Annotated in this window: 7 protein-coding genes; 2 read left to right on the top strand and 5 right to left on the bottom strand. The window is 65.3% G+C overall.

Translation table 11 applies throughout. From position 1 onward, the window contains the following. Positions 1-11 precede the first annotated feature (11 nt). On the bottom strand, positions 12-905 hold the full coding sequence (gene hslO, locus ACSSNI_RS00225; protein WP_418952683.1) for an Hsp33 family molecular chaperone HslO: 894 nt from the start codon (positions 903-905) through the stop codon (positions 12-14). A 135-nt stretch (positions 906-1,040) separates the two neighbouring features. Further along, positions 1,041-1,436, bottom strand: coding sequence for an RNA-binding S4 domain-containing protein (locus ACSSNI_RS00220; protein ID WP_159969566.1), 396 nt, complete (start codon positions 1,434-1,436; stop codon positions 1,041-1,043). Between the two features lie 101 nt (positions 1,437-1,537). On the opposite strand from ACSSNI_RS00220, the gene rimB reads away from it, so the two are divergent. Both rimB and rimK read left to right on the top strand, forming a co-directional pair. Further along, positions 1,538-2,005 (top strand): retropepsin-like aspartic endopeptidase RimB, encoded by a 468-nt coding sequence (gene rimB, locus ACSSNI_RS00215; protein ID WP_256061602.1) that lies wholly within the window; start codon positions 1,538-1,540, stop codon positions 2,003-2,005. Further along, the gene (gene rimK / locus ACSSNI_RS00210; RefSeq protein ID WP_019340871.1) at positions 2,002-2,907 is read left to right on the top strand and encodes a 30S ribosomal protein S6--L-glutamate ligase; all 906 of its coding nucleotides are present in this window, start codon (positions 2,002-2,004) and stop codon (positions 2,905-2,907) included. Before rimB ends, rimK begins: the two co-directional genes overlap by 4 nt. Positions 2,908-2,965: 58 nt before the next feature. Here rimK and ACSSNI_RS00205 read toward each other — a convergent pair whose 3' ends face one another. Genes ACSSNI_RS00205 through ACSSNI_RS00195 form a run of 3 tightly spaced genes read right to left on the bottom strand, consistent with a single transcriptional unit; the run spans position 2,966 to position 23,505 of the window. After that, complete coding sequence (locus tag ACSSNI_RS00205) at positions 2,966-3,694, bottom strand: SapC family protein (RefSeq protein ID WP_200640088.1); 729 nt, start codon at positions 3,692-3,694, stop codon at positions 2,966-2,968. Positions 3,695-3,742: 48 nt separating this feature from the next. Then, positions 3,743-5,338 carry a ShlB/FhaC/HecB family hemolysin secretion/activation protein gene (locus tag ACSSNI_RS00200; protein WP_448258743.1) on the bottom strand — a complete coding sequence of 532 codons (1,596 nt, stop codon included), beginning with the start codon at positions 5,336-5,338 and terminating at the stop codon, positions 3,743-3,745. A 56-nt stretch (positions 5,339-5,394) separates the two neighbouring features. After that, positions 5,395-23,505: a hypothetical protein gene (locus tag ACSSNI_RS00195; protein WP_448258741.1), complete on the bottom strand. Its 18,111-nt coding sequence runs from the start codon at positions 23,503-23,505 to the stop codon at positions 5,395-5,397. Positions 23,506-23,528: the final 23 nt, after the last annotated feature.

Below are 23,528 nucleotides of genomic sequence, written 5' to 3'. Positions count from 1 at the left end.
CCGCAAAGCCTTTAATGTCGCGTGCCGGACGGGCCCTCTGTTCCCGCACCCGCGAACAGTTGGGCGATATCCGCCGCGTCGAAGCGGTAGCTGTGGTTGCAGAACTGGCAGTCGATGGTGATGGCTCCGCCCTGCTCCGACAGTAATTGCTCAGCGTCTTGCTGACCGAGACTGATGACGGCATTGGCCGAACGCTCTCGCGAGCAGCTGCAACGGAACACGATCGGACGCGGATCGAACAACCGAACCTGCTCTTCATGATAGAGACGATGCAGGATGGTCTCGGTATCGAGGCCCAGCAACTCTTCGGTCGATAGGGTATCGGCCAGCGTACGCAGGTGCTGCCAGCTGGCTTCACGCTCCTCGCCGTCACGGATGCGGTCGGCCGGCAGCTGCTGCAGCAGCATGCCGCAAGCACGGCGACCATCCGCCGCCAGCCAGAAGCGCGTCGGCAACTGTTCTGACGAGGCAAAGTAGTTAGACAGGCTGTCCGCAAGTGTCACGCCGTCCAGCGCAACAATGCCCTGATAACGCTGCCCTTGAGCCGGGTCGATGGTCATCGCCATCACGCCATCGGGCATCAGCTCCGCCAAGCTTGCGCCAGGTGTCAGCTGCGTTTCGTCGTAGCGAGCGATGCCGCGCATCTCGCGGCTGCTCGAACATTCGACCATCAACAAGGGTACCGCGCCCGAAGAGCGAGCCTGCAACACCATCAGGCCGTCGAACTTCAGCGTGCCAACCAACAGCGCCGCCGCTGCCAGTAGTTCGCCAAGCAACTGGGCAACCTGTTCGGGATAAACATGTTTGGCCAGGACTTCGGCATAGCTGCGCTCAAGCCCGACCCATTCGCCGCGCATGTCGGTGTCATCGAAGAGAAAGCGTTGGGTGTAATCGGTATCGAGCATGGGCATGACCAGAGCAGGTGGGCGTTCGGGGCCGTTAGCGAATAGCGAAACGTCTAGGTCTCGGCAATCTGGCGGCGCCTAAAGAGAAGGGACCGCATTCTAGGGTGAAAGTGGCGACCGTCCAACCAGACGCACTCAACCAGCGTCAGAACGAAAGCGCTGCAGGGCGCGGCGTTGCTTCTTGCTCGGCTTGCCATCGGTTTCCACACCCAGACTCCCAGCTTTACGCAGGGCGGCGGCGGTTTCGCGTCGAGACAAGCTTTCGGCGGTCTCCTCATAGAGCAGTTGGGCCTCTGGCGCGCCCTTGCGCACCGCCGACAGCGCACGAATCACCACCGTGCGCTCATCAAAGCCTGCACGAATCACCAGTTCTTCCCCCAGCTTGGGCTCCTTGCTCGGCTTGCACCGTTCACCGCGGCAGTGCACCTTGCCGCCCTCGATGGCTGCCTTTGCCAGCGCCCGGGTTTTGAAGAAACGCGCCGCCCATAGCCATTTGTCCAGACGGACTTTGCCGTCGTCTTTCTCACTCATGGTTCAACTCTGTCTAGCGTCTCGTTGTCATAGGTTGGAACAGGGAGATGCGGTTGTCATGCAGCCTGTCTAGAATGCGCGGAAATTTACTGGATACGCTTTTGAACAGTCCCGACCTCCAGACAATCATCGGTTTGCGCGAATGGATCGCCCTGCCCGAACTCGGCGTGGTCGGCCTGCGCGCAAAGATCGATACCGGCGCCAGCACCTCTGCCCTACATGCGACCGACATTAGCGAATTCAAGCGCAATGGCGAACGCTGGGTCCGTTTCACGGCGCACCTGGGTACGCTGGTGCAGAGCCGCCACCGCTGCGAAGCGCGGCTGGTGGCGCGCAAGATCATCAAAAGCTCGAACGGGCACGTACAAACGCGTTATGTGGTGCGTACGCTGTTGGCGCTGGGCGACCACCTGTGGCCCGTCGAATTCACCCTTACCTGTCGCAAGACCATGCGCTATCGCTTGTTACTGGGGTCAAAAGCCCTGATGGACGGCAAATGGCTGGTCGACCCTGCCCGCACCTACGTGCAGGAAAAACCCCAGACTCTCACTCTTTCCGGTGCCCAATGAAAATCGCCGTGCTGTCGCGCAACCCACGCCTGTATTCGACCCGCCGTCTGGTGGAGGCCGGCCAGCAACGTGGCCATGAGGTGGTCGTCATCGACACCCTGCGCGCGTACATGAACATCGCCAGCCACAAGCCGCAGATCCATTACCGCGGCCGTCCGCTGGAAGGCTTCGACGCGGTGATCCCGCGGATCGGCGCCTCCGTCACCTTCTATGGCTGCGCGGTGCTGCGCCAATTCGAAATGCAGGGCGTTTTTCCGCTGAATGAATCGGTGGCCATTGCCCGCTCGCGGGACAAGCTGCGCTCGCTGCAACTGTTATCGCGCCGCGGTATCGGCCTGCCAGTGACCGGCTTTGCCCACTCCCCTGACGACATCGCCGACCTGATCCAGATGGTCAACGGCGCGCCGCTGGTGATCAAGGTGCTCGAAGGCACCCAGGGCATCGGTGTGGTCATGTGTGAAACCGCCACCGCCGCCGAGTCGGTGATCGAGGCCTTCATGGGCCTCAAGCAGGACATCATGGTGCAGGAATACATCAAGGAAGCCGGTGGTGCGGATATCCGCTGCTTCGTGGTTGGCGACAAGGTCATCGCCGCCATGAAACGCCAGGCCAAGCCCGGTGAGTTTCGCTCCAATCTGCACCGCGGCGGCACCGCCAGCCTGATCAAGATCACCCCGGAAGAACGGATGACCGCCATCCGGGCGGCCAAGGTGATGGGCCTCAGCGTCGCCGGCGTCGATATCCTGCGTTCCAACCATGGCCCGCTGGTGATGGAAGTGAACTCCTCCCCAGGCCTGGCAGGCATCGAAGAAACTACCGGCAAGGACGTGGCGGGCCTGATCATCCAGTACCTGGAGAAGAACGCAGGACCGCATCTGACGCGAACGAAGGGAAAGGGCTGAGCAGCGGGAAAACCTCGAGCCGGTGCCTCATGATGGCACCGGCTCACTCAGTTGGAGGTTAATCCGACGCCTTTTTGGCCAGGTAATCGGCGAACAGCTGGTTGGCGTTGCCCTGGGACATCAGATGGGCATAGACCCAGCCGAGGAACCCGGCCTTGTTCAACTCGAGCACTCGCTCGTCGGGGAGGTTGAGAAACTTCTCTTCGTCGACCGCGTGGAAGTCGCGGATAACGAAGCTCTCACCACTGGCGTGGGTAAGCTTGAGGGTTCGCGGAATCAGCAGTTCCAGCTCGTTGAGCTTGGTAACGAACAGACGGGTGCGCTCCATCTCGGCAGTGAAGTTCTGCAGGAACTGGATCATTTCGTCCAGGAACGCCGTGTTCTGCCCGTCTTCGGTAAACAGGTCCCGGCCTTCTTCCTCGTTCCAGCCGCTGTAGGCTGCGTCGAAGCAGACGGTGAAGTTGTTCGCTTCGTCCTGCGCCAGCACGAACGGATAGCGGCGCACGAACGCCGGGACATAGGTATTGTCCTGCCACTGCTGTTCGGCGGTCAGGTAACCGTTGTGGCCGTCTTTCAGTCCCAGCAACGCGACCGGCATGGCCTTGTCGCCCTCGCCGATGAACACGATCGGGTAATGACGGGCCGCCTGGAAGAATTCCAGGCCAGCCAGCGGTACCAGATGGGTGCTTTCAGCAAACGCGCAGTCGGCCGCGGGCTTGAGCCGCAGAGCCTTGTGCTCTTCACGGTTGAGCGCCTTGATTTCCTTGTAAAGCAGCATCGTGGTCATGGTGTCTCCCCCTTTGTTCAGGCTTGCGGGCGGCTTGTCCGCCGCGCATCAGCGAATAGTGATTTGCAACAGGACCTGGCCGCTGTCCTGGTCCGGCACGACATCCTTGAGCGTGTTGGCTGCCACGGCGCTCACGCTCAGGTGACGGCCCCAGTTGTAGTTCACGCCGATACCGACGCTCTGCAGATCCACGTCGGCGGTTCCCAGCTCCATCGCCCGGCCATAGTCGAAAAACACGAATGGCTGCAGCGACTCGCTGTAGTTCCAATAGCCTTCCAGGTTCAGGGTTATACCTTGTGGTGAGGAAATCACCCCCGAGTCGTAGCCGCGAATGTTGCTGATGCCCCCAAACTGGTAGAACAGCGCGGACGGCAGGGCCTGGGGGTCGCTGGCATATTGCCATCCCAGCCGACCGACCGCTTCGAAAGTCCGACCGAAGGCGCGCAGCAGGTAGGCGTTGCCATCGAGCAGCGAATAGTTGCCGCTTTCGCCGGTCACCTGGTTGTCGGCAGAGGCCTGGCGAATACGCTGCTCGTAGCGCACATACCAGGGCGCATCGCGGTACTCGACCTGGCCCTTAAGGATGACCTCGTCGACGCTGGTTTCGCTGAGTACCAACCCTTCGATGGTGGTCTCCGACGTTTGCTGGCTGTAGCCGAGGCCACCGAGCAGTACCCAATTCTCGTCTAGCCACCAGGGCTGGTCGTAACCGACCCCATAGGTCTGCGACTCACCCTCGATATTCAGTGCGGCGAGCGGGCCGGCCTCGATGGTCAGCGTGTTGGCCCCTCCCTCGACGTAAGCCACCCCGTTGTAGCGATTCACCGGGCGGCTGTAGCGCAGGCTGCCGTATTGTGAGCCCGCGGTGGCGACCACCACGGCATTCAGAGCATCGGCCACGCCGGTGGGCGAGAACCAGGTCAGCGTGCCGCCGTACTGTTCGCGCCCGGTCGCCTCATTGCCGTAATTATTCACGAACAGGGACCATTGCCAGGGATCGGGCTCGAACGCTTCCAGGTCGACGCGCGTGGTCCCGAAGCGCTGCCCTGGGGCAAGGCTGGCACTGAGTTGCGGCCCCGGCGTGGTCGCGTTGAAGCGCTGGATCGCACTGATCAGCGCGGGGCTGTCCAGCGTCTGGCCCGCTTCGACCGGCAACTGCCGCTCGTAGAAATCCTGACGCACGTGCGTCGGCTTCTGCCACTGGAGCGCATCGACCTTGGCCTCAACCAGGACGATTTTCAGTACGCCGTTGTCGAGGGTCTGCGGCGGGATGATGGCCCGGGCAGTCAGTTGCCCCTGCGCCTCGTACAGGCTGTTGATCGTCCGTAGCAGCTCGTTGAGCTCGCCGAACGAGACGGGCCGGCCGACAAAGGCCGCGGCGATCTCTTCCAGCTTTTGCTTTTCGAGGAATGTCGAGGCGTTGAAGGTGATGCCGGAAAGGACGAAGCGTGCCTCCTGCTCGGGCAACACCTGCTCGGCAGGCGCCTCGCCCTGCAGGGCCGGCACCTCGATGCGCCGTGCCCGCTCCTCAATGGCCTGCTGCCGCTGATTGCGCTCGAGCTGCTCGCGCTGCAGGTTCGGGTCGAACTGTCCAACGCCCTGCGGCGGGATTGCCTGAGCCAATGCGCCTGCGCTCGAGGCCATCACGCCGACCGCCAGGCAAGGGCCGTATACACGGCGCCAGGCGCAGCCGTTTCGATTCAAAGCTCCCACTGATCAACCTCATTCTGTGGCGCGGAGGGCTGGCTCAGATCCAGATTCATCCGCATTTCGGGTCGCGCGGCCGGATTGGGCAGCCATGACGTTTCAGGCGGCAATACCGGCATGATCATGCGCGGCACAGACGCGGTGCGGCGCTTGGTGAGGCCGCCCGACAGTTGCTGTTCGGAATACCGTGCGGCACTCATGCCCTGGAACACCACGCCGCTGCCCACCTGCGCCTCGGGCGCCTCGGCATGGGCCTCGCTGAAGTTGGGCACGAGCACCTGGTGAGTGGTCTTGCGATGTACCACATAGGCATTGGTACTGCTGACCAGGCCGTCCTGGCGCAGATGGAACGTCTTGTCCATCTCGTACAGCTGCACGTCGGCAAGCGGCTGGTAGGCCGGCGACAGGTTATCCACCATCACCGTGGCCTGCGCGCTGTACAGGCGCAGGTTATCCACCGCCGAGGCATCCTTGATGTCTACCTTCGAGCCGCTGGTACGCAGCGTACCGTCCACCGCGTACAGACGCGGCGAGACGATGTCGGCGGCCACCAGACGGGTATCGAAACGACGTGCCGCACGTTCACCGGAGCCCTCGACCCAGAGGTTCAGTTGCCCGGAGCCGGTATGCCGGCCGTACAGCTCGATATCCATGCCGTGCAGGTCCATCGACTGACCGATGGCCGCGTCGGAAACACGGATCAGATTGCCGGCCCAGAGGCTCAACGTCGGAGCAATCGCCTGATCGAGGTGAATGCCGGCGTTGCTGGCCACGCGGTTGCGCCAACCGGCGTTGACAGTGGCCCCATCAGCCGTCTGCAACAGCTTGCCGCGGGTGTCGAGCAGACTGTCGAGCAGTGCTTGCCCACTGGCGAGGAGACGTCCGAAGCCAATGCTTTCGTCGGCATGCCAGGTCTGGTTGCCACCGCTCTGGCTGGTGCCGCTGATCTGGATCACGCCGCGGGCCAGCAGATCGATGTTAGTGGTCGAAGTCAGGCTGGACAGGCGCAGACTCTGTCCGTCAACGTTGACGTAGTTGGCGACCATCTGCGTCCCGGTAATATCGCCAATCGCCGACAGGTTGGCGTCGCCTTTAGCCAGCAAGTTGCCGAACTCAATGCTCTCGGACGCATCCCAGCGCTGGTAGCCATCGCTCTGGCTCGTGCCGCTGACATGAATCAGCCCGCGCGCGGTCAAATCTACGTCGCTAGCTGCGGTCACGTCGGTGAAGCGTAAGCTGTAACCATCGACCTGAACATCGCTGGCAACGACGCGCTGCCCGGTCACATCGTCAATCGCCGACAGGTTAGCGTCGCCTTCAGCAAGCAGGCTGCCGAACTCGATACTCTCCGCCGCATCCCAGCGCTGATAGCCCTCGCTCTGGCTGGTGCCGCTAATACGAATCAGGCCCGTCGACTGCAATTTTACCTGCTCGCTACTGCGCAAGTCGTCTACAAGCAGATCGTGACCGGTGACATCGATCAGGCCCTTCGCCGCCTCAATCAACGGCGTTACCACATTGCCCGATGCGCTGATGGTCACCTTACCCTGCAGCGCTTGGCCCTCGTATGGCAGGCCAGTAGACGAGATGCTCCGCCCCACCGTGATATCGCCATTCCGGGCGATCAGCGTGATGTCACCACCGGCAGTCACGCTTTGCGCGATGTTTATCTGTTGCCCCGACTCGATCCGCAGGTGACGACCGGCTTCGGCGCCCTCCAGATCCACCTTGCCGGCGATGAGGAAGGTCAGGTCGCGACCGGCGATGGCGTAGCCGCTGACGTTGAGGTCGCGGCCGATGCCCACGGTCAGGTCACGCCCCGCCTTCAGCGAATAGGTGCCGCCGTACTTCACGGTCGGCATGTTCAGGTCGCCGTTGGCGACGATCCCAACATCTCGCTTGGCTTCGACGAGCAGGCCGGTGATGTCGCCGTGGCCTTCGTCCAGCGAACCGCCCGCCTGGAGGAAGATATCTTCCTCCAGGCTCTGCACGCGACCGAAGAACAGGTTGCGCCCGATAATGCGCACCTCGCGCTCCGCCTCGGCATTGCCGCCGAAGACGTCGCCATCGGTTTTCACCAAGAGATTCTGGTCCGACTTCAGATGCGCCGGGACCAGTACGTCGGGCACGTTCGGGTCAGCCAGCATGCCGAAGCGAATGGTGCCGAGCGAACCCTCGGTGGTGGTCAGCGCCATGTCGCCGCCGCTGCGGCCCGTTGCGATCGTCAGGTCGCCATTGGTGTTCACGGTCAGCGTACCCAAGCTGCTGACGTTTCCAAGCAGCGCCGACCCCGACTGCAGGTCGACCCACTGCTGACGGCTGTGTACCTCATCAGCCCCGAACAGCCCGGCGGCCTTCAGCGACAGGCTGCCGGTAGTGCTTTCCAGCGAGCCGAGGTTGGCCGTACCCACATCGAAGATGACATCACCAGCCGCCACTGCCTCGGCCCCGACCCAATCACCGGCCCCGCTGACATCCAGCGTGCTGCCGATGGCCAGCTTGCTGTAACTCAGACGGGTGCCGGCAGTGCCGGTGTGCGTCAGCGTCGCGGTCTCGGAGACTGTCGCGCTGCCCAGATTCAGCGCGCCGACCACGTCGAGCGCCAGGTCGCCAGTGATAGCCAGATCGCCAATCGCCGAACCGGTGCCGGTATTCAGGTTGGTATCGGCGCCAGCGGTCAGGCTATCGAGGATCAGATCGCAGGACAGCGTGAGCACAACCGGCCCGGCCAGGTTCGCCGTACCGATGTCGGCGCTGGTGCCCTTGAGGGTCCAGCTGCTGTCGCCGGTCAGGGTACCGAGGGTCAGCAGGCCGCTCTGGGTCATGCTGACGGTGCCGCCAATATCGGCAGTGCCGATGGTCGACTGGGCGCCGTCAAGCGTCCAACTGCCGCCGGCCACGAGATCGGTCATGTCCAGGGTGCCATCGAGGGTCTGCTGAACATTCCCTGTCAGTTCGGCGCGGGCAATGGTGGCGTTGGCCGCATCCAGCATCCAGCCCTGCTGACCGGTGAGCGTACCGAGGTCCAGATCGCCACTCAAGGTCGTGTTGACTTGCCCAGCGAGGGTTGCGGTGGTGACCTTGGCGCTGGTGCCGTTCAGGGTCCAGCTGCTGTCGCCGGTCAGGGTACCGAGGGTAAGCAGGTCGGTCTGGGTCATGCTGACGGTGCCGCCGATATCGGCGGTGCCGATGGTCGACTGGGCACCGTCAAGTGTCCAGTTGCCGCCGGCGACGAGATCAGTCATGTCCAGCGTGCCGTCGAGGGTCTGCTGAACATTCCCGGTCAGTTCGGCGCGGGTGATGGTGGCGTCGGCCGCATCCAGCATCCAGCCCTGCTGACCGGTGAGCGTGCCCAGGTCCAGATCGCCACTGAGGGTCGTGTCGACCTGCCCGGCGAGGGTTGCGGTGGTGACCTTGGCGCTGGTGCCGTTCAGGGTCCAGCTGCTGTCGCCGGTCAGGGTACCGAGGGTCAGCAGGCCGCTCTGGGTCATGCTGACCGCGCCACCGATGTCGGCGCTGCCGATGGTCGATTTGGCACCGTTGAGGGTCCAGTTTCCGCCGGCCTCGAGATCGGTCATGTCCAGCATGCCGGTCACGGTCTGCCGCACGTCGCCGGTGAGCTTGGCCTTGGCGATGGTGGCATTGGCCGCCTTCAGCATCCAGCCCTGCTGGCCGGTCAGCGTGCCGAGGTCCAGATCGCCGGTGAGGGTCGTGTCGACCTGCCCGGCGAGCGTGGCGGTGGTGACCTTGGCGCTGGTGCCGTTCAGGGTCCAGTTGCTGTCGCCGTTCAGGGTACCGAGCGTCAGCAGGCCGCTCTGGGTCATGCTGACCGCGCCGCCGATGTCGGCGGTGCCGATGGTCGACTGGGCGCCGTCAAGCGTCCAGCTGCCGCCGGCCACGAGATCGGTCATGTCCAGGGTGCCATCGAAGGTCTGCTGAACATTCCCGGTCAGTTCGGCGCGGGCAATGGTGGCGTTGGCCGCATCCAGCATCCAGCCCTGCTGACCGGTGAGCGTGCCCAGGTCCAGATCGCCACTCAAGGTCGTGTCGACCTGCCCGGCGAGGGTTGCGGTGGTGACCTTGGCGCTGGTGCCGTTCAGGGTCCAGCTGCTGTCGCCGGTCAGGGTACCGAGGGTTAGCAGGCCGCTCTGGGTCATGCTGACCGCGCCACCGATGTCGGCGCTGCCGATAGTCGACTGGGCACCGTCAAGCGTCCAGCTGCCGCCGGCCACGAGATCGGTCATGTCCAGGGTGCCATCGAGGGTCTGCTGAACATTCCCTGTCAGTTCGGCGCGGGCAATGGTGGCGTTGGCCGCATCCAGCATCCAGCCCTGCTGACCGGTGAGCGTACCGAGGTCCAGATCGCCACTCAAGGTCGTGTTGACTTGCCCAGCGAGGGTTGCGGTGGTGACCTTGGCGCTGGTGCCGTTCAGGGTCCAGCTGCTGTCGCCGGTCAGGGTACCGAGGGTCAGCAGGCCGCTCTGGGTCATGCTGACCGCGCCACCGATATCGGTGGTGCCGATGGTCGACTGGGCGCCGTTCAGGGACCAGTTGCCGCCGGCGACGAGATCGGTCATGTCCAGCGTACCGGTGAGGGTCTGCTGAACGTTGCCACCGATGGTCGCCAGGCCCACGTCAGCACTGGCCGCAGTGAGCGTCCAGTCACCCAGCGCGTTGAGCGTGTCGGCTGAGAAGCGGTTGACCAACGTGGCGCTGAGGTCGCCGTGGCTGCTAGACGCCGAGCCGAGGGCAAGGCTGTCGCCCGCCAGGGTCAGGTCGTCGCGGGCCGCCATGGTATCGACGCGTACGTCGCCGGTGCCTTGCAGCGTCACGCCTGCAGCGGTGCTGTGGACCTCGGTAAGCGTCAGATTGCCGAGCGTCTTGAGCATCTGTGCGCCGGCGCTGACGAGGCTGCCCTGGCCAATCCCGCCGAGCAGATCGAGGAACAGCGCACCGGTGGTGCTGGCCACTGCCAGCTGCTGGGCACCGAGCGTCGCATGACGGCTTGCACCGCCGATGTCTCCGTAGGTGCTCAGGGCCAGCCGGTCGTTGGCACGCCACTGGTTGCCATCGGCCGCGACGGAGAGGCTGTACCCACGGATATTGATGTCGGCACCGGTTCCGGTCGCACTGACGTTCGCCAGCGTGGCGGCGCCATCGACCTCGGCGAACAGGCCGCCGCTGGTGGTCAGCGTGGTACCGCTGGTCATGGTCCACTGGTTGTTCAGGTCGAGCACCAGCCCGCCGAGCTCCCAGTCACCGTACTGCGTCAGGCTATAGGTCTGGCCAATGTCCAGCGTGCCGCCGACGGTCGCACCGGCGAAGCGCAGCACGCCCGGCTGGCTCGCGACGCCCTGAAGGCCGCCGAGCCAAGCGTTGCCGCCGATATTTACCGCGATCCGGTCATCCACACCGCCGGTGCCGATCTGCACCCGGTCGGTGCTGCTGCCGACATTGCCGGTCACCGTCAGGTTGACCGAGCCACCCAGCAGGCTCTCGCCAAGCTGGCTGGCCGAGGTCAGGTTGCCGAGCACCTTCAGGTGCAGCGCGTCGAGACCGGTCAGGCGCTGAACGCTCAGGTCGCCATGCTGGATCAGGTTGAGGTAGTTGGCGCGCGCGGTGAGGTCGCCGGTCGCCTGCAGGTTCAACCCGCCGGCCTTGGCGCCAATGGAGCCGCCTGCGGCCTCGAGCACCACGTCATGCCCATTGATCACCACGTTCGAGCCATTGGCGCTTTCGATGCTGCCACTGGTCTTGATGCGGATCGAGTCGCCCTGGACGTTGTAGATGTTCAGGTCCTGCTCGCCACCGAGGAACACGTCGCCCTGTGCGGTGACGCTGAGCGTGCCTGTGGCGGTGACGTTGACGTCGTCACGCTGGACGATGCTGAAGCGCAGCGGATTGTTTTCGTCGAAGTAGACGTCGTCCTGCTCGGCGCTGGCGAGGGCCACGCGCTGGGCAGTGGTCAGCGAACCGGCGCCGTTGCTGAGGTCGATCGAGACGTCGTCGGCCAGCAACTTGCCGATACGGTTGGCGATCAGGGTGACGTTGCGCCCCTCGATGTTCATCGCCTCGGTAGAGCCCGAGCCGCCGCTCCCGCGGTTGAGCAGCGAGGAGGCGATGGAGTAGCGCAGCTGGTCTTCTGTCCAGCTGGCGGTGGTATCGAGCTGCGCCGTCTGCTCGGCGGACAGCTGATAGGTATAGGCAGAATCGTAGGCCTGCCCGCCGAACTGCGCATCCAGGGCCTGGTAGTCCGCCACGCGACGCACCTGCTCGGCATTGATCTGCGCGTCGGTCCAGCCAAGGCTCTTGAGCTGGTCGACCTGGGCGCTGCCCAGACGTGCCTGGTCGGCGTCGAACGCATCGGCCTGCCAGGAGCCATCCCCGGCCTGGCTGAGGTTGCGTAGCTGCCAGTAGCGGGCATAGCTCTGCTGACCGGCCTCGACCAGGGTCTGCTTCTGCTGCGCCAGCGCGGCCTCAGATTGCGCTCCGGTCAGGCCCATCTCGGCCCAGAGGGCTTGGAGGTCGGCCAGCGAGCGCTCGTCATAGGACACTTCGGAGTTGCCGTCGAGCAGGTCGCCGCTGCGTACCTTGATGCCGATGTCACCGCCGGCCTTGACCTGATCGATCACCAGGTTGCCGCTGGTTTCCTCGACATAGATGTTGCCCACGGCTTCGGCGTTGAACAGCGCGGTGCTGGTTAGGCTATGGCTGCCGGTGTTGAGGTTCAGCCACTGGCCGCTGGTGCCGATGCTGCCGTGGGTGGAACGCAGGTCGATGGAGCGGCCGGTGACGACGGTCCCGGCGTTGCCGGTGATGTTGCCCTGTGCGCTGAGCGCGATGTTGCCTTGTGCCGCCTCCAGGCGCGCCAGGTTGACGCCGCCATTGACCGCCTGCAGGTTGATGTTGCCCAGGGCGCTGTACGCCGACAGGCTGTTGCCGATCTGCAGGCGCAGCGCCTGGGACAGATCCCCCAGCCCGTTGCGCGCCTCGACGGTCAGGCTGTTGGCGCCGATCACCACGCTATCGGAGCCCTGTGTCAGCGCCCCGTTGGTCACCTTGATGTTGGTGTTGCCGCCCAGGTTGTACAGCGAGCCGAGCAGGGTCACGTTGCCGGCCGAGGTTAGGTCGATGCCGCCGGCCTCATAGCCGATGAAGCTCACCGAAATCGGCACGTCGGCGCGCACCGTGTAGCGGTCGATCTCCTTGAAGCCCTGCTGGGTAACCGTGGTACGCGTGGTGCGGTACACCTGGCACCAGATGAAATGGGTCTTGCAGTAGCCCCCCATCCACTTGCCAATTTCCACGTCACCGCCGGTTTCATAACGCTCGGAAAGCTGCGACAGCACGCTACCTGCGCCTAGCGCATCGGTGCCGATATAGCCCATGTACTCGGCGCCTTCGATCGGCGTGCTGGCGCCCTTGACTGTCACCGGTGGACCGAGCAGCGTGCCGTCGCCAGTTGGCACGAAACCCCAGAACTTGTCCCAGTACTCCACCTTGGTAGTGGTGTCGGTGGTGTCGCGACCCTGCAGCCACACGTAGCTGCGGCCGGTGGTGGTGCCGTAGCTGGTGCTGCTGCCGGCAGAGGCGCCTTGGTAGAAGGCGCCGGTGGTCTGGATCTGGTTGCTCCAGCCTTCGTAGCGCTGCACCTGGTCGCCAACGTTGGTGTAGATGGTCGACCAGACGCCGTCGCCACCCTTGCGGCCGACGTCGTTAATCCGCAGCGTGCCCTCGACCCCGTTGCCCAGGTCGATGCCGGCGATGTTCAGCTGGCGGGTGGTGTTGTTGACTACCTTCACCTGGCTGTAGCCGTCGAGCACCTTCAGCTGGCCGTTGCCGGTGCTGAGGATATGGCCGGTCAGCTCCATGTAGCCGCCGCCGACATCAACCTGGTCGAGCAGGATGCTCTCGGTACGGAAGTCGTAGCTGAAGCCGATGGTGCCGGTGCGCGCGTCAGTCTGGACCAGCTGGACCACGGCGGCGCCGCCGTTGCGCCAGGCAGTGCGCAGGCTGTCGAGGCTGCCGAAGGCGCTCTCGTTGATGGTGACTGCCCAGTCGGCGACCCCGCTTTGTACGAGCCCGTTGATGTTCAGGTACAGCGCGCTGATCACCACGTTATTGCCGGCGACCACACCGGAGCCGGCCCGCGGCCCAGTGAGCACGCCGCCGGAATTGTTATGCGCCGGGTCGCCGCCGATGTGGGTGAAGGCATCGGGGTTGTTGAGCACGAAGTTCTGGCCGGCACTGATGGTCAGGCTCTGGCCACGGATATCGGCATTGGCATAGATACTGCCGTAGCTGGCGGTAATGGATACGTTGCCACGCTTGTTGGCGATGACACCGTTGATGTAGATGTCCGGCGCCGGTGCCTTCAGCCCGGCAGCATCGGTGAAACCGGTGGCCGGGTTGTAGGTGTTCTTGACGATCACCTGCGGCGCCGGCGAGTTCTCGGCCACCTGCACGGTGAAGCCGGCACTGCCCAGACCCGCCACGTTGGCGGCCTGGATGTTGGCGTTGCTGAGCATCTTGGCGCCGTTGAACAGCAGCTGGCCGCCGTCGCGGTCTGGAATCTCCAGGCCCTTGATGTCCAGGAACAGCGAGCTGCTGTTGATCACTTCGATCTTCGCATCGCCCGGTGCATTGAGCTTGCCGCTGCCTACCAGCGCGTCGCCGGTGACAAAGATGTTGCCCGGCCGCGCGAGAATCGGATCGACCTCCAGCATCCACACCTGCAACTGGCCCGGCAGGGTACCGGTGGCGGCGTCGCCGCCCATCTGCGTGTAGATGCGCGCCAGGGTCTGCTCAAGCAGGTTGAGCTCGGCCTGGAAGGCAGTCTTCTCGAACGGCGACAGGCCGTAGTCGGCGAGTTGCTTTTTCAGCTGGACGATCCGGTCGCTGATCAGCTGCGAGTATTCGCCGCTCTTCACGCGGTAGGTAATGCCGTCGCTGATCTCGCTGATCACCGGCACGATGCTGAGGGTGCCGGTGGTGTTTTCGTTGAGCGAGGCGGGATCCACCTCGACGCCGTTGAGCAGGTACTTCAGCCCGCTGACGTGCAGCTTTTGCTGGCTGTAGACGCCCGCATCCAGCGTGCCGTTGGCGGTAACCTTGGCGCTGCCACCGTTCTGGGTGCTGCCGCCGGTGATATCCAGCGACACCTCACCGACGATCGCGCCGAGGATTGCCGAGGCGACTTCGCGGTACAGGTCCTTGCCGATGCCTTCACCGGTGAGGATGCTGTAGCCCTTGCCCGCATAGGCGTAGATGTCCCCCACGCTGCGCACATGGCTACCGCCGTTGAGCAGCAGGTTGCTGTTGCGCACGTAGATGGCGTCGGCTTCGGGGTCGGTTACCACCGGGAAGGCGGTGTTGTTCCACAAGTCGGTGCGGGCGGTGAGCACCGCCTTGTTCATCTGCCCGGAAACGTTGTAACCGGCGTAGAACTTGGCGTCGCCATAGCTGAACAGGTTGGCATTGGTGCCAACGGTCACGGCGTAGTCGGCATTGACCTGGGCACGGCTGAGCCCCTGCGCGGCGCCGGCCGCGCCCCAGGTCTTGGCGTTGACGCGCGCGTCGATGTCGTAGAAGCCGCTGGCCGAGAGAATCAAATCGCCGACGCTGTAGATATCCGCGCCGCTGCCAACGGTGACCCTGGCCTTGGCCTGGGTAACGTCGATCAGCGACTGCGCCAGGGCGATGGAAATCGCGCCGCCACTGTCGAGTTTGACCTTGTCACGTGCATAGACGTTGTTGAACGCCTGCACGCGCAGGTGTTCGGGATTGCGCCAGTCGCCATCCAGCCGCAGCCGTGCATTGGCACCGATGTTGGCCTGGGTGTTGAGCGCAATGGTCGTGGCGCTGCGCACCGCGGCGGCATCGACCACGCCGCCGGAGCCCGACTGCACGTTGTAGTCACCGGACGACTTCACGACATCGGTGTAGGCACTCTGATCGTAGGCGCCGGTCAGCACGCGCGAGGCCGAGGCCAGCTCGCTGAGCGTGGTGACATTCAGACTGTTGCTGACATGCGCGCCGCTGGCGCCAACCAGCGAGGCGTTGATGCTGTTAGCGAATCCGTTGAAGCGCGACTGGTGATACGCCGAGAGCTCGACGGTATCGAACACCGCATCGACGCTGTCGGTGGCGCCGCGGGCGTAGAGCACGGCACGAGTAGTGCTGGTGTCGCTGGTCCGTACCACCGAGGCGGCACCGCTCACCAGGCCGCCCTGGCCGGCTTCGGAACGTGCCTCGTTGTCGACCGTGGCACTGGAGGCGACCTTCAGATCACCGATATCACCGCTGAAACGTCCGCTGATCAGCGCTTCGGTGCTCGTTTCAGCCGTGGCGACCGATATGTTGGCGCCCAGCGTAAGCAGGCCGGCGGCATAGCCTTCGGTCTTGGTGCGCTGGCGAACATCGGTGGAGGCGGCGAAGGTCCAGTCGCCACCGGACAGGCCGACGAAGCGGGCCGAGTCGGCTGTCTGCAGCAGGCTGCGGCTTTCGTTGTGCGCGGTGGCGACCACGGCGTTGGCCGATACGCCGAAGCCGCCGCTGACGCCGAGCCCCTTGACGGTGACGCTGTCGAGGCCCGACTGACGACCGATACGGCTCGCCAGGGTTGCGTTCTTCGCCTGCAGCAGCGCCTGGCTGCCGATATCCAGGCTGGCCAGCGCATCGGCCAGGGCAATGCCCACGGTACCGCCGGCAGCCAGCGAGCCGCCGAGGGCGACCCCGAGGCTCTCGGTCTTCACATAGGGGTTGGCCTCGGCAATGAGGCTCAGGTTTTCGCTCGCCGACAACTCGGCGTTGTTGCCAACCTTCAGCTCGGCGCTGCTGTGGTCGCTGGCGACCAGGATGACCGCGTTGACGCCGCCCTGCAGACCGGCCGCTGCGCCACGCCCGGTCAGGGTGACCGCCGACTGGGACAGGCTGGTTATGCTCAGATTGGCTGCCGTCAGGCGGGCTGAGTCGAGCACCGACACCTTGACCGCACTGTCGTGCGCTGCCACGCCGAGCACCAGGCCGGCACCCACGGTGCCAGCGAAGGAGGCACCCAGTGCCTGAACATCGAGGTTCTGCCGGTCTTCGGCGGCGACACTCATGTTGCCGCTGGTCTGCAGCGTACCGCCGAGGGTGCTGGAGACTTCGTTGTCGAGAATCGCCACACCGATGCCGGCACCCAGCGCGGCAATCAGATCGCCTGCGCCGCTGACGGCATAAACCTGCACGGCGGGGCCAGCGCCAAGGTCGGCGGCTTCAGCCTTCACGTTCAGGCTGGCGGCAGTCAGGCTGCCGCCGAGGATGTCCGCTGCAACCCGCGCGTTGGACAGGGTCAGCGCAAAGGCGCCGCCTACCGCGGTGCCGGCGCCGATTACCGCGTTGCCGGCCAGGTTGCTGCTGTGCAGCTTGTCCTGCGCCAGCAGCGTCGTGCTGCCGCCGGTCTGCACAGTGCTGCTGCTCACGCGCGCCACGGTCTGGTGCTTGCTGACCGCACCGGCGCTGAGCCGGTCGCCCATGCTCACACGGCTGTTGTCGTTGACCTCGCTGGCTGTCGCGCTGTCGCTCAGGTCCTTGAGTTCGTACTCGCCGGTGGTTTCGTTGAGTACGTAATCCTGGTAGCCGATGGTCTTGACCTTGTCGGCCTGGCCGTCGCGGTTGCTTTGCGACAGCGAACCATTGCCGTTCTTGTCCAGCTCATCGAGCGGATTGACCGTCTGGCCTTCGGCGCTGACGCTCACCGCGCCCGGGCCGAGCAGCAGCAAGCCGAGGCTGCCGCTGACCGCGCCCATGCCACCGGCGGCACCCGTCAGGGTATTGAGGTAGATGTCGCCTTCGCGCAGGGCCTTGAGGCTGAACGCGCCACTGGTCTGCAGGGTGCTGCGGTCGAACAGGGCGCGGTTGGCGCTGTTGACCACCAGTACGTTGGCGGTGCCGCCCACACTAATCCCACCCACCTGGATGGAGCCGGCGTTGTTCAGGACATCGAGACGATCGAAGGCCTGGACGCTCAGGCTGCCGAGCTTGCCGCCCGCGGTGCCGAAGTCGGCCTGGCTGGCGCCGGCCTCGGTGGTGGTTTCGATGACACTGATTGCCACCGAGCCGCCGACCGCTACCGGGCCACCGCCCGCGCTGGCCACGTTGAGCAGCACACCGGTGCGGTTGCTGGCATTGATGGTGACGGCCCCGCCGCGCACCGAGGTCCGCGCCCCGCTGGCCACGGCCGCCGCATCCAGGCTGGTGCCGACCCAGGCGCGCGTGACGCTCTGGTTGTAGAGGGTAACCAGCGAGCCGCCGACAGCGACGCCACCGGCTGCGGCCGTGGCGGCATTGGGTGACAGGTGCTGGCTGGCGCTGGCATCGACCGCCAGCGAACCGACCTGCAGGCTGCTGCCCCCATCGACCAGCGCCTCGGTTTCACCTTTGAGCACGAGCACGCTGGAGGTACCGCCGACGCCGACGATGGCGCCAGAGAAGCTGGCGACCAGGGTCGAGCCATAGGCCTGCGAGCCGGCCTCGACCCGCGTGGCCCCACGACTGTTGAGGGTGGTGCCGCGCAGGTAGGCGCGGGTGGTGCGAGTGATGACGGTGCTGTCCAGCGCACCGGACACCGCAGCGGCACTCGGACCGCCCGCGATGGCAGCCAGGTAGCCGGCGGTATAGCTGTAGCTGTCGGCGCCGACCCGCACGTTCTGGCCGGTGCCCGCGCCGCTCGCCCCGTTGATCCGGGCTGCGTCGATGTAGCCGAGGGTGTCGCCGGCCAGTACCGTGGTGTTGAGAACCCCCGAGACCGCGCCGCTGTAGAGCGGAATCACCGCGATACTGGCGGAGATGGCCAACTGACCGACCTGCTGCACGGAGCTGGCCTGTACGGCCAGGCCGGTGACGCTGTGCTGCGCAATGGCCAGGTCCGGTCGCGGGTTGAACTGATCGCCGCTGATCCACTGGTGGTCGCTACCCGGCGCGTTGACCAAGTTGCCACTGTCGATGAGCAAGGTATCGGCGGCATTCTTCGCCAGCGCGCTGACCGCGGTAGTGGCGCCATCGATGTAGGCGCGGGTGCGGGTTTCCACCACGTTGACCGTGCCGATGCCGGAGACCGCCGCGTTACCGCTGCCGGCCACGACCGCGGCGGTGCCGAGGATGCTGTCGACGTTGCGCGCGCTGATCCCGACATTGTTCTGCGCCACGACCTGCGCGCCGCTGCCGACATGGGCCAGCGCCTGGGTCTGGATGATGTTGGTGGCAGCCACCGCCATCACCGTGGCGTTGGCCGAACCGCCGCCGGCGACCGCGGCGGAGATGATGTCCGCCGCCGAGTGCGCATCGACCCGCAGGTTGTTCAGCGCCCAGCCGGTGTTCTTGGTATCCAGCAGTCGCGCTTCGATCTGGCTGTCCACGCGGTTGATCGCCGTGGCACCGCCGACCGCCGCGTTGGCCGCGCCTGCCACACCGCCAGCACCGGAATAGATGCTCGAGGTGTCCGCGGCCAAGACGGAGAGATTGCCTGCCGCACCGCCGCTGTTTTCGACGCTGGCCAGGGTGCGTGCGGCGATGTTGTTGCTGGTGTTGGAGAACACCACTGCCGCGTTGCCGGCACCGGCGCCGCTGAGGGCCAGCGTGGTAATGGTTGCCCGGGTGGCGGCTTCGACGCGCGCAGCGGCGCTGCCGATGCTCAACTGGCTGTCGAGGATGCGCGCCTGGCGGGCCTGGTTCACCGTACTGATGGCGACCGCACCAGCACCGGCACCGTTGCCGGCACCCTGCACGTTGCCGGCCAGGGTCTTGATATCGGCATCGCCGCGCACCACTTCGACCGTGACGCTGCTGGCCCCGGTGATCGTGGAGCCCCTGATGAGGGCGCTTTCCTCGCCTTCGATCACGTTGATGGCGATCGAGGCGCCGGCTGCCGCGTTACCCGCACCGCCGCCACCGACAGCGGCGGAACGAATGTGCGCCGAGCCACCGCTTTCCAGCTTCAGCGCGCCGGTCAGGGTCAGACTGGTATTCAGCGTTTCGGCGACGCGCTTGGACAGAATGATGTTGTTGGCGTTGGCTACGCCCACCGCGACCGTACCGGCACCGCTGATGGCACCGGCGAGGCTCCAGATGGTGCGATCGCCCTCGGCGGCCGACAGGGTGAGCGAGCCGACCTGGAAGCTGCCGCCGTCGATGGTCGCGCGCTCTTCGCCCTGCAGTACGTTGCTGGTCGAGGAACCGTTCACCGCAACGTTGCCGGCACCACCGCCGGCAATGGCGATGGCGTAGATGTCCTGCTTAGCGCCGCTGAGCAGGCTGGCGCTGGAGAAACCGCTGACCGTGCTGTTCTTGGCCAGGGCGATGCGGTTGGCGCCGATCCGGTTGACCGAGATCGCGCCGCCCACCGCGGCCGTGCCGCTGCCTTTGATCGAACCCGTCAGCGAAGCGATCATCAGCCCGGTGCCGCCGCTGGCATCGAGCAGCAGCGCCTTGCCGGTGCCGCTGGTGGTCAGGGTGCTGTCCTCGACCGAGACCTTGTCTTCGCCGTCGATCACGTTGATCACGATCGAGCCGCCAACGCCGGCCTGGGCACCGCCGCCAGCATCGACGCCGACGCCCCAGATCTGTCCGTCCAGGGCTGAAGCGAGGGTCGCATTGCCGGTCAGGTTGACTGTGCTGCCAGTGATCTTGGCGCTGCGATCGGCATCGATCACGTTCACCGCGACCCCGGCGCCCACGCCGGCTGCACCGCCTGCTGCGGCCAGGTTGAAGGCCAGCGACCAGATGCTTGCCCCGAGATTCGGCTGGCTGGCCGAGACGGTCAGGTCGTCGGCCTGCAGGTTGGCATTGCTCAGCAATGCGTTGGTGGTATCGGCCACGCGGTTGTAGGTCAGCGCGCCGCCAACGGCCACGCCGCTGCCGGATACCGAGCCGGACAGCGCTGCGGTGATGATGCGGCTCTCCTGCCCGGCCTTGATGGTGGCGTCGCCGCCGAGGCGGTAGCTGCCGTTGGCAACGGTCGCGGAGGTGGTCTGCTGCATGTCACTGAGGCTGAAGGCGCCGCCGACCGAGGCGTTGTTGGCGCTGCCGGTGATGTTGCCGGCCAGGGAATAGGCACCGCCACTCTTCACCGCGGTCACACTGAGGTCGTCGGCCTTGAGGGTACGGCCGGTCATGTCGACGCTGGCCGTCACCGTACCGCGGGCGATCACCGCAGTGCCCGAGCCGGACACGCCCACATTGGAGCCGCCCGCCGCAGAGATCGCCGCGGCGAGCACATCGGTGTTGTTGCTGGCGGCGACCTTCAGGTCGCCGGTGAGATCGATGGCCGTGTTGGCCACCGTGGCGCTGTAGTCGCTGCCGGTGTAGATCACCGAGAAGGCGCCGCCGACGCCAGCCTTTCCGCCAGTCGCGGCCAGCGAACCGGCCACGCCCAGCACCGCTTCGCCGGCGAGTTCACCGGTGAACAGATTGTGCGAACTGGTGGTGCCGGCGTCGCCACCCTCATCGAACAGGTTGTCGTTGGTTTCCACCTTGCCGTCGATCTGCCCGGTGGTGGTCTTGCCGTCCAGATCGAGTCCGGCATTGCTCAGCGCGGTCTGCGCGGCGTTGTCGAACAGACTGTCCATCGCCTGAGCGCCGGAGACGCTCTGCGCGTTGACGTTGACCGCGCCGCCGGTGAGCGAGGAAGCCCCGGTGCCGGCATCGACCCGGGCGCCCACGTCGTTCTTCACCACCACCGCCAGGATCGAGCCGGCGCCCGCGCCGCCTTCGGACCCGGCGGCAATCGCACCGGCAATGGCCCCAGCCAATACGCGCGAGGCGCTGTTGGCGGAGACATCGAGCCGGTCGAAACCGGTCGCCTGGCTGCCGAGCCACTCGGCCTTGACCTTGTTGGTCACCACGCCGACGACCACCGAGCCACCCGCCGCAGCGCCTTTGCCGCTGGTGCCGGCAAAGGCGCCGCCACCGATCAGCAGGCGCGAGCGGTCATAGGCAGTCACACTGATGCCGTCGACCGATGCTTCGCGCTGGGTGATTTCACTGTTCTCCACCGCCGCGCGCGTGGTGTTGCCAACCACCGCGCCGGAGGCGGAAACGGCTACCCCGACGTTGGTCTCGCCGCCGGTGGAGACGGCCAGACCGAGGCCCATGGCGATCTGATCTCCGCCGCTGGCCGCCTGGACCTTCAACAGGTCGTTGGCATTGAGTTTGGCGTCGTCCAGCAGCGCCTCGGTGACGTTGAACAAGTGGTTGTAAGCGATGGCGCCGGCAATAGCCGAGCTGAAATTACTCTTCTTGCCGCCAGCCAGGGTCAGAGCGCCAGAGCCGGAGCCGCTGAGCTGATTGGTCTGGTTAAGCGAGAGCACGGTGACCTTGCTGCCCTTGAGCGGGTCTCGCGGATCGAGGACGATATCGCCCAGATGCGCGCGGGTCTTCTGCCCGGACACGTTGAGCGACAGCGAGCCGGCAATCGCCAGGCTGACCTTGCTGCCAGGCTCTTGCTGACCGCTGTCGTCGCCGCCACCGCCACTGAGCATGCCCTTGAGCTTGTCCCAGTAACCTTTGAGCTTGTCAGGTATTTCGACGATGGTGTCCTTTACCTCCACAGCCTGGTCCTTCACCGAGGTGAGGCCCGAGCCGATGAGGTCGACGCCGTTGGTCAGCGTCTGGGTGATCGCTTCCCCGAGGCTACCTGCCAGCGAAGACGACCCGCTGTCGGCGCCGCCTTCCGAGGCGTTGGCTTCGTCCTGCTTCTGTTGCTCCTCGGCGGTGCGCGCCACCGCGCCGGCGACCGAGAAGGCACCGACCTGGCCCGTGCTCTCTGCATTGACCAGCACTTCATCCACGCGCCACTGGGCCTTGGTCAGCCCGGTGCCACCCGCGCCGAGCTGCTCGACAGGGCGCCAGGCACTGTTGTCGCCGACCAGGGCGAGCACATCGGTGGTCAGCACGTTGACCGCCACGCTGGCGCCGATGCCGGCGTTTTCCGACGCAGCCAGCGCGCCGGCAGCGGTCCAAACACCGATGCCATGATCGGCAGTGACGCTGACCTGGTCAGCGGTGACTGCGGTGCTGTTGTGCACCGAGGCGTGCACGGTGGAGTCGACCACGCTGACCACCACCGCACCGCTGGCCGCGACGGTCGCGCCCTTGCCGGCCGAAGGGCTGATACCGACGATCAACTCATTCTGTTTGGCGTTAACGTTCAACCGCTTGGCCGTGACCGAACCGTTGGCGCCAATTCCGGCGATGGCCTCATTGTCGGTGATCTGGACGTTGACACCGGCGCCCACAGCGCCGCCGTCTGAGGTGTTGTTGAACAGCGACCACCAGAGGTTACCGGTAATGGCGAGCTGCTCGAATTCGTTGGCCGCCTGCACGCTCAGTGGGGCATCCCACTCCCAGGCCATGTCGCGCAAGTCCTTGCGGGCCTCGTCTTCCTCGGCGCCATCCATCAGCACATCCAGGCTGGCCAGCGGGTTGCGCGTCCATGGCTCGCTGCTGGTACTGGTGGCATTCAAGGTGACATTGTCACCGACCCAGGCGGTGGCGTCCTGGTCGTTGAGCAGCACCGAGATCGTGCCGGTCATCGACAATTTGTCGGCTTCACCGGTGGAGTTGGCGTAGCTGGTCGACAGCATGCCGGGGACTTCCGGCATGGTGACGGTCAGGGTCTTGAGGTTGTCGAACACTTGGTCGAGCGAGCTCCAGCGGTCCAGCCCGTTGAGGTCCAGCTGCTGCTGATTCTGCGCGCCGAGGCCGATGCGGCTGGCGGTGATGTTGGCGCCATCGCCGATCAGGGCGCGGGTCTGTTGCTGGAGCTGGCTGTAGACCGCGGCTACGCTCAGGGCGACCTTGGTGCCGTCGTTCATCTCGACGTCGGCATTGACGGTACTGTCGGCGGAGTTGTGCAGCGCGCTCTGGCGCTGGAGCGCCTGAACGCTCAGGTCACCGCTCAGCGACAGGGTCGGCGCCGTGTCGTCGCTGCCGATGATCGCCTCGGCGGTGTGATCGGCGATGCCGATGGCCAGCGCCGAGGCCATGCGGAACTTGCTCTCGGTCGGCTTGGTGGCGGTGGGATTCGGGTCCTTGCCGAACAACTCCTTGACCTTGCTGAACATGTAGTCGGTCAGCGGCTTGGCCG

This window comes from Stutzerimonas tianxiuensis (genome assembly GCF_053470365.1).
Note: the sequence above shows the minus strand (reverse complement) of the source record. Positions and strands in the feature narration are given on the sequence as shown.

Excerpts from the sequence above, each read along its gene's own strand:
- ACSSNI_RS00195 (WP_448258741.1), bottom strand. The coding sequence starts at position 23,505 with ATGTTCAGCAAGGTCAAGGAGTTGTTCGGCAAGGACCCGAATCCCACC.
- ACSSNI_RS00205 (WP_200640088.1), bottom strand. The coding sequence starts at position 3,694 with ATGACCACGATGCTGCTTTACAAGGAAATCAAGGCGCTCAACCGTGAA.
- hslO (WP_418952683.1), bottom strand. The coding sequence starts at position 905 with ATGCTCGATACCGATTACACCCAACGCTTTCTCTTCGATGACACCGAC.
- ACSSNI_RS00200 (WP_448258743.1), bottom strand. The coding sequence starts at position 5,338 with ATGGCCTCGAGCGCAGGCGCATTGGCTCAGGCAATCCCGCCGCAGGGC.
- rimK (WP_019340871.1), top strand. The coding sequence starts at position 2,002 with ATGAAAATCGCCGTGCTGTCGCGCAACCCACGCCTGTATTCGACCCGC.
- ACSSNI_RS00220 (WP_159969566.1), bottom strand. The coding sequence starts at position 1,436 with ATGAGTGAGAAAGACGACGGCAAAGTCCGTCTGGACAAATGGCTATGG.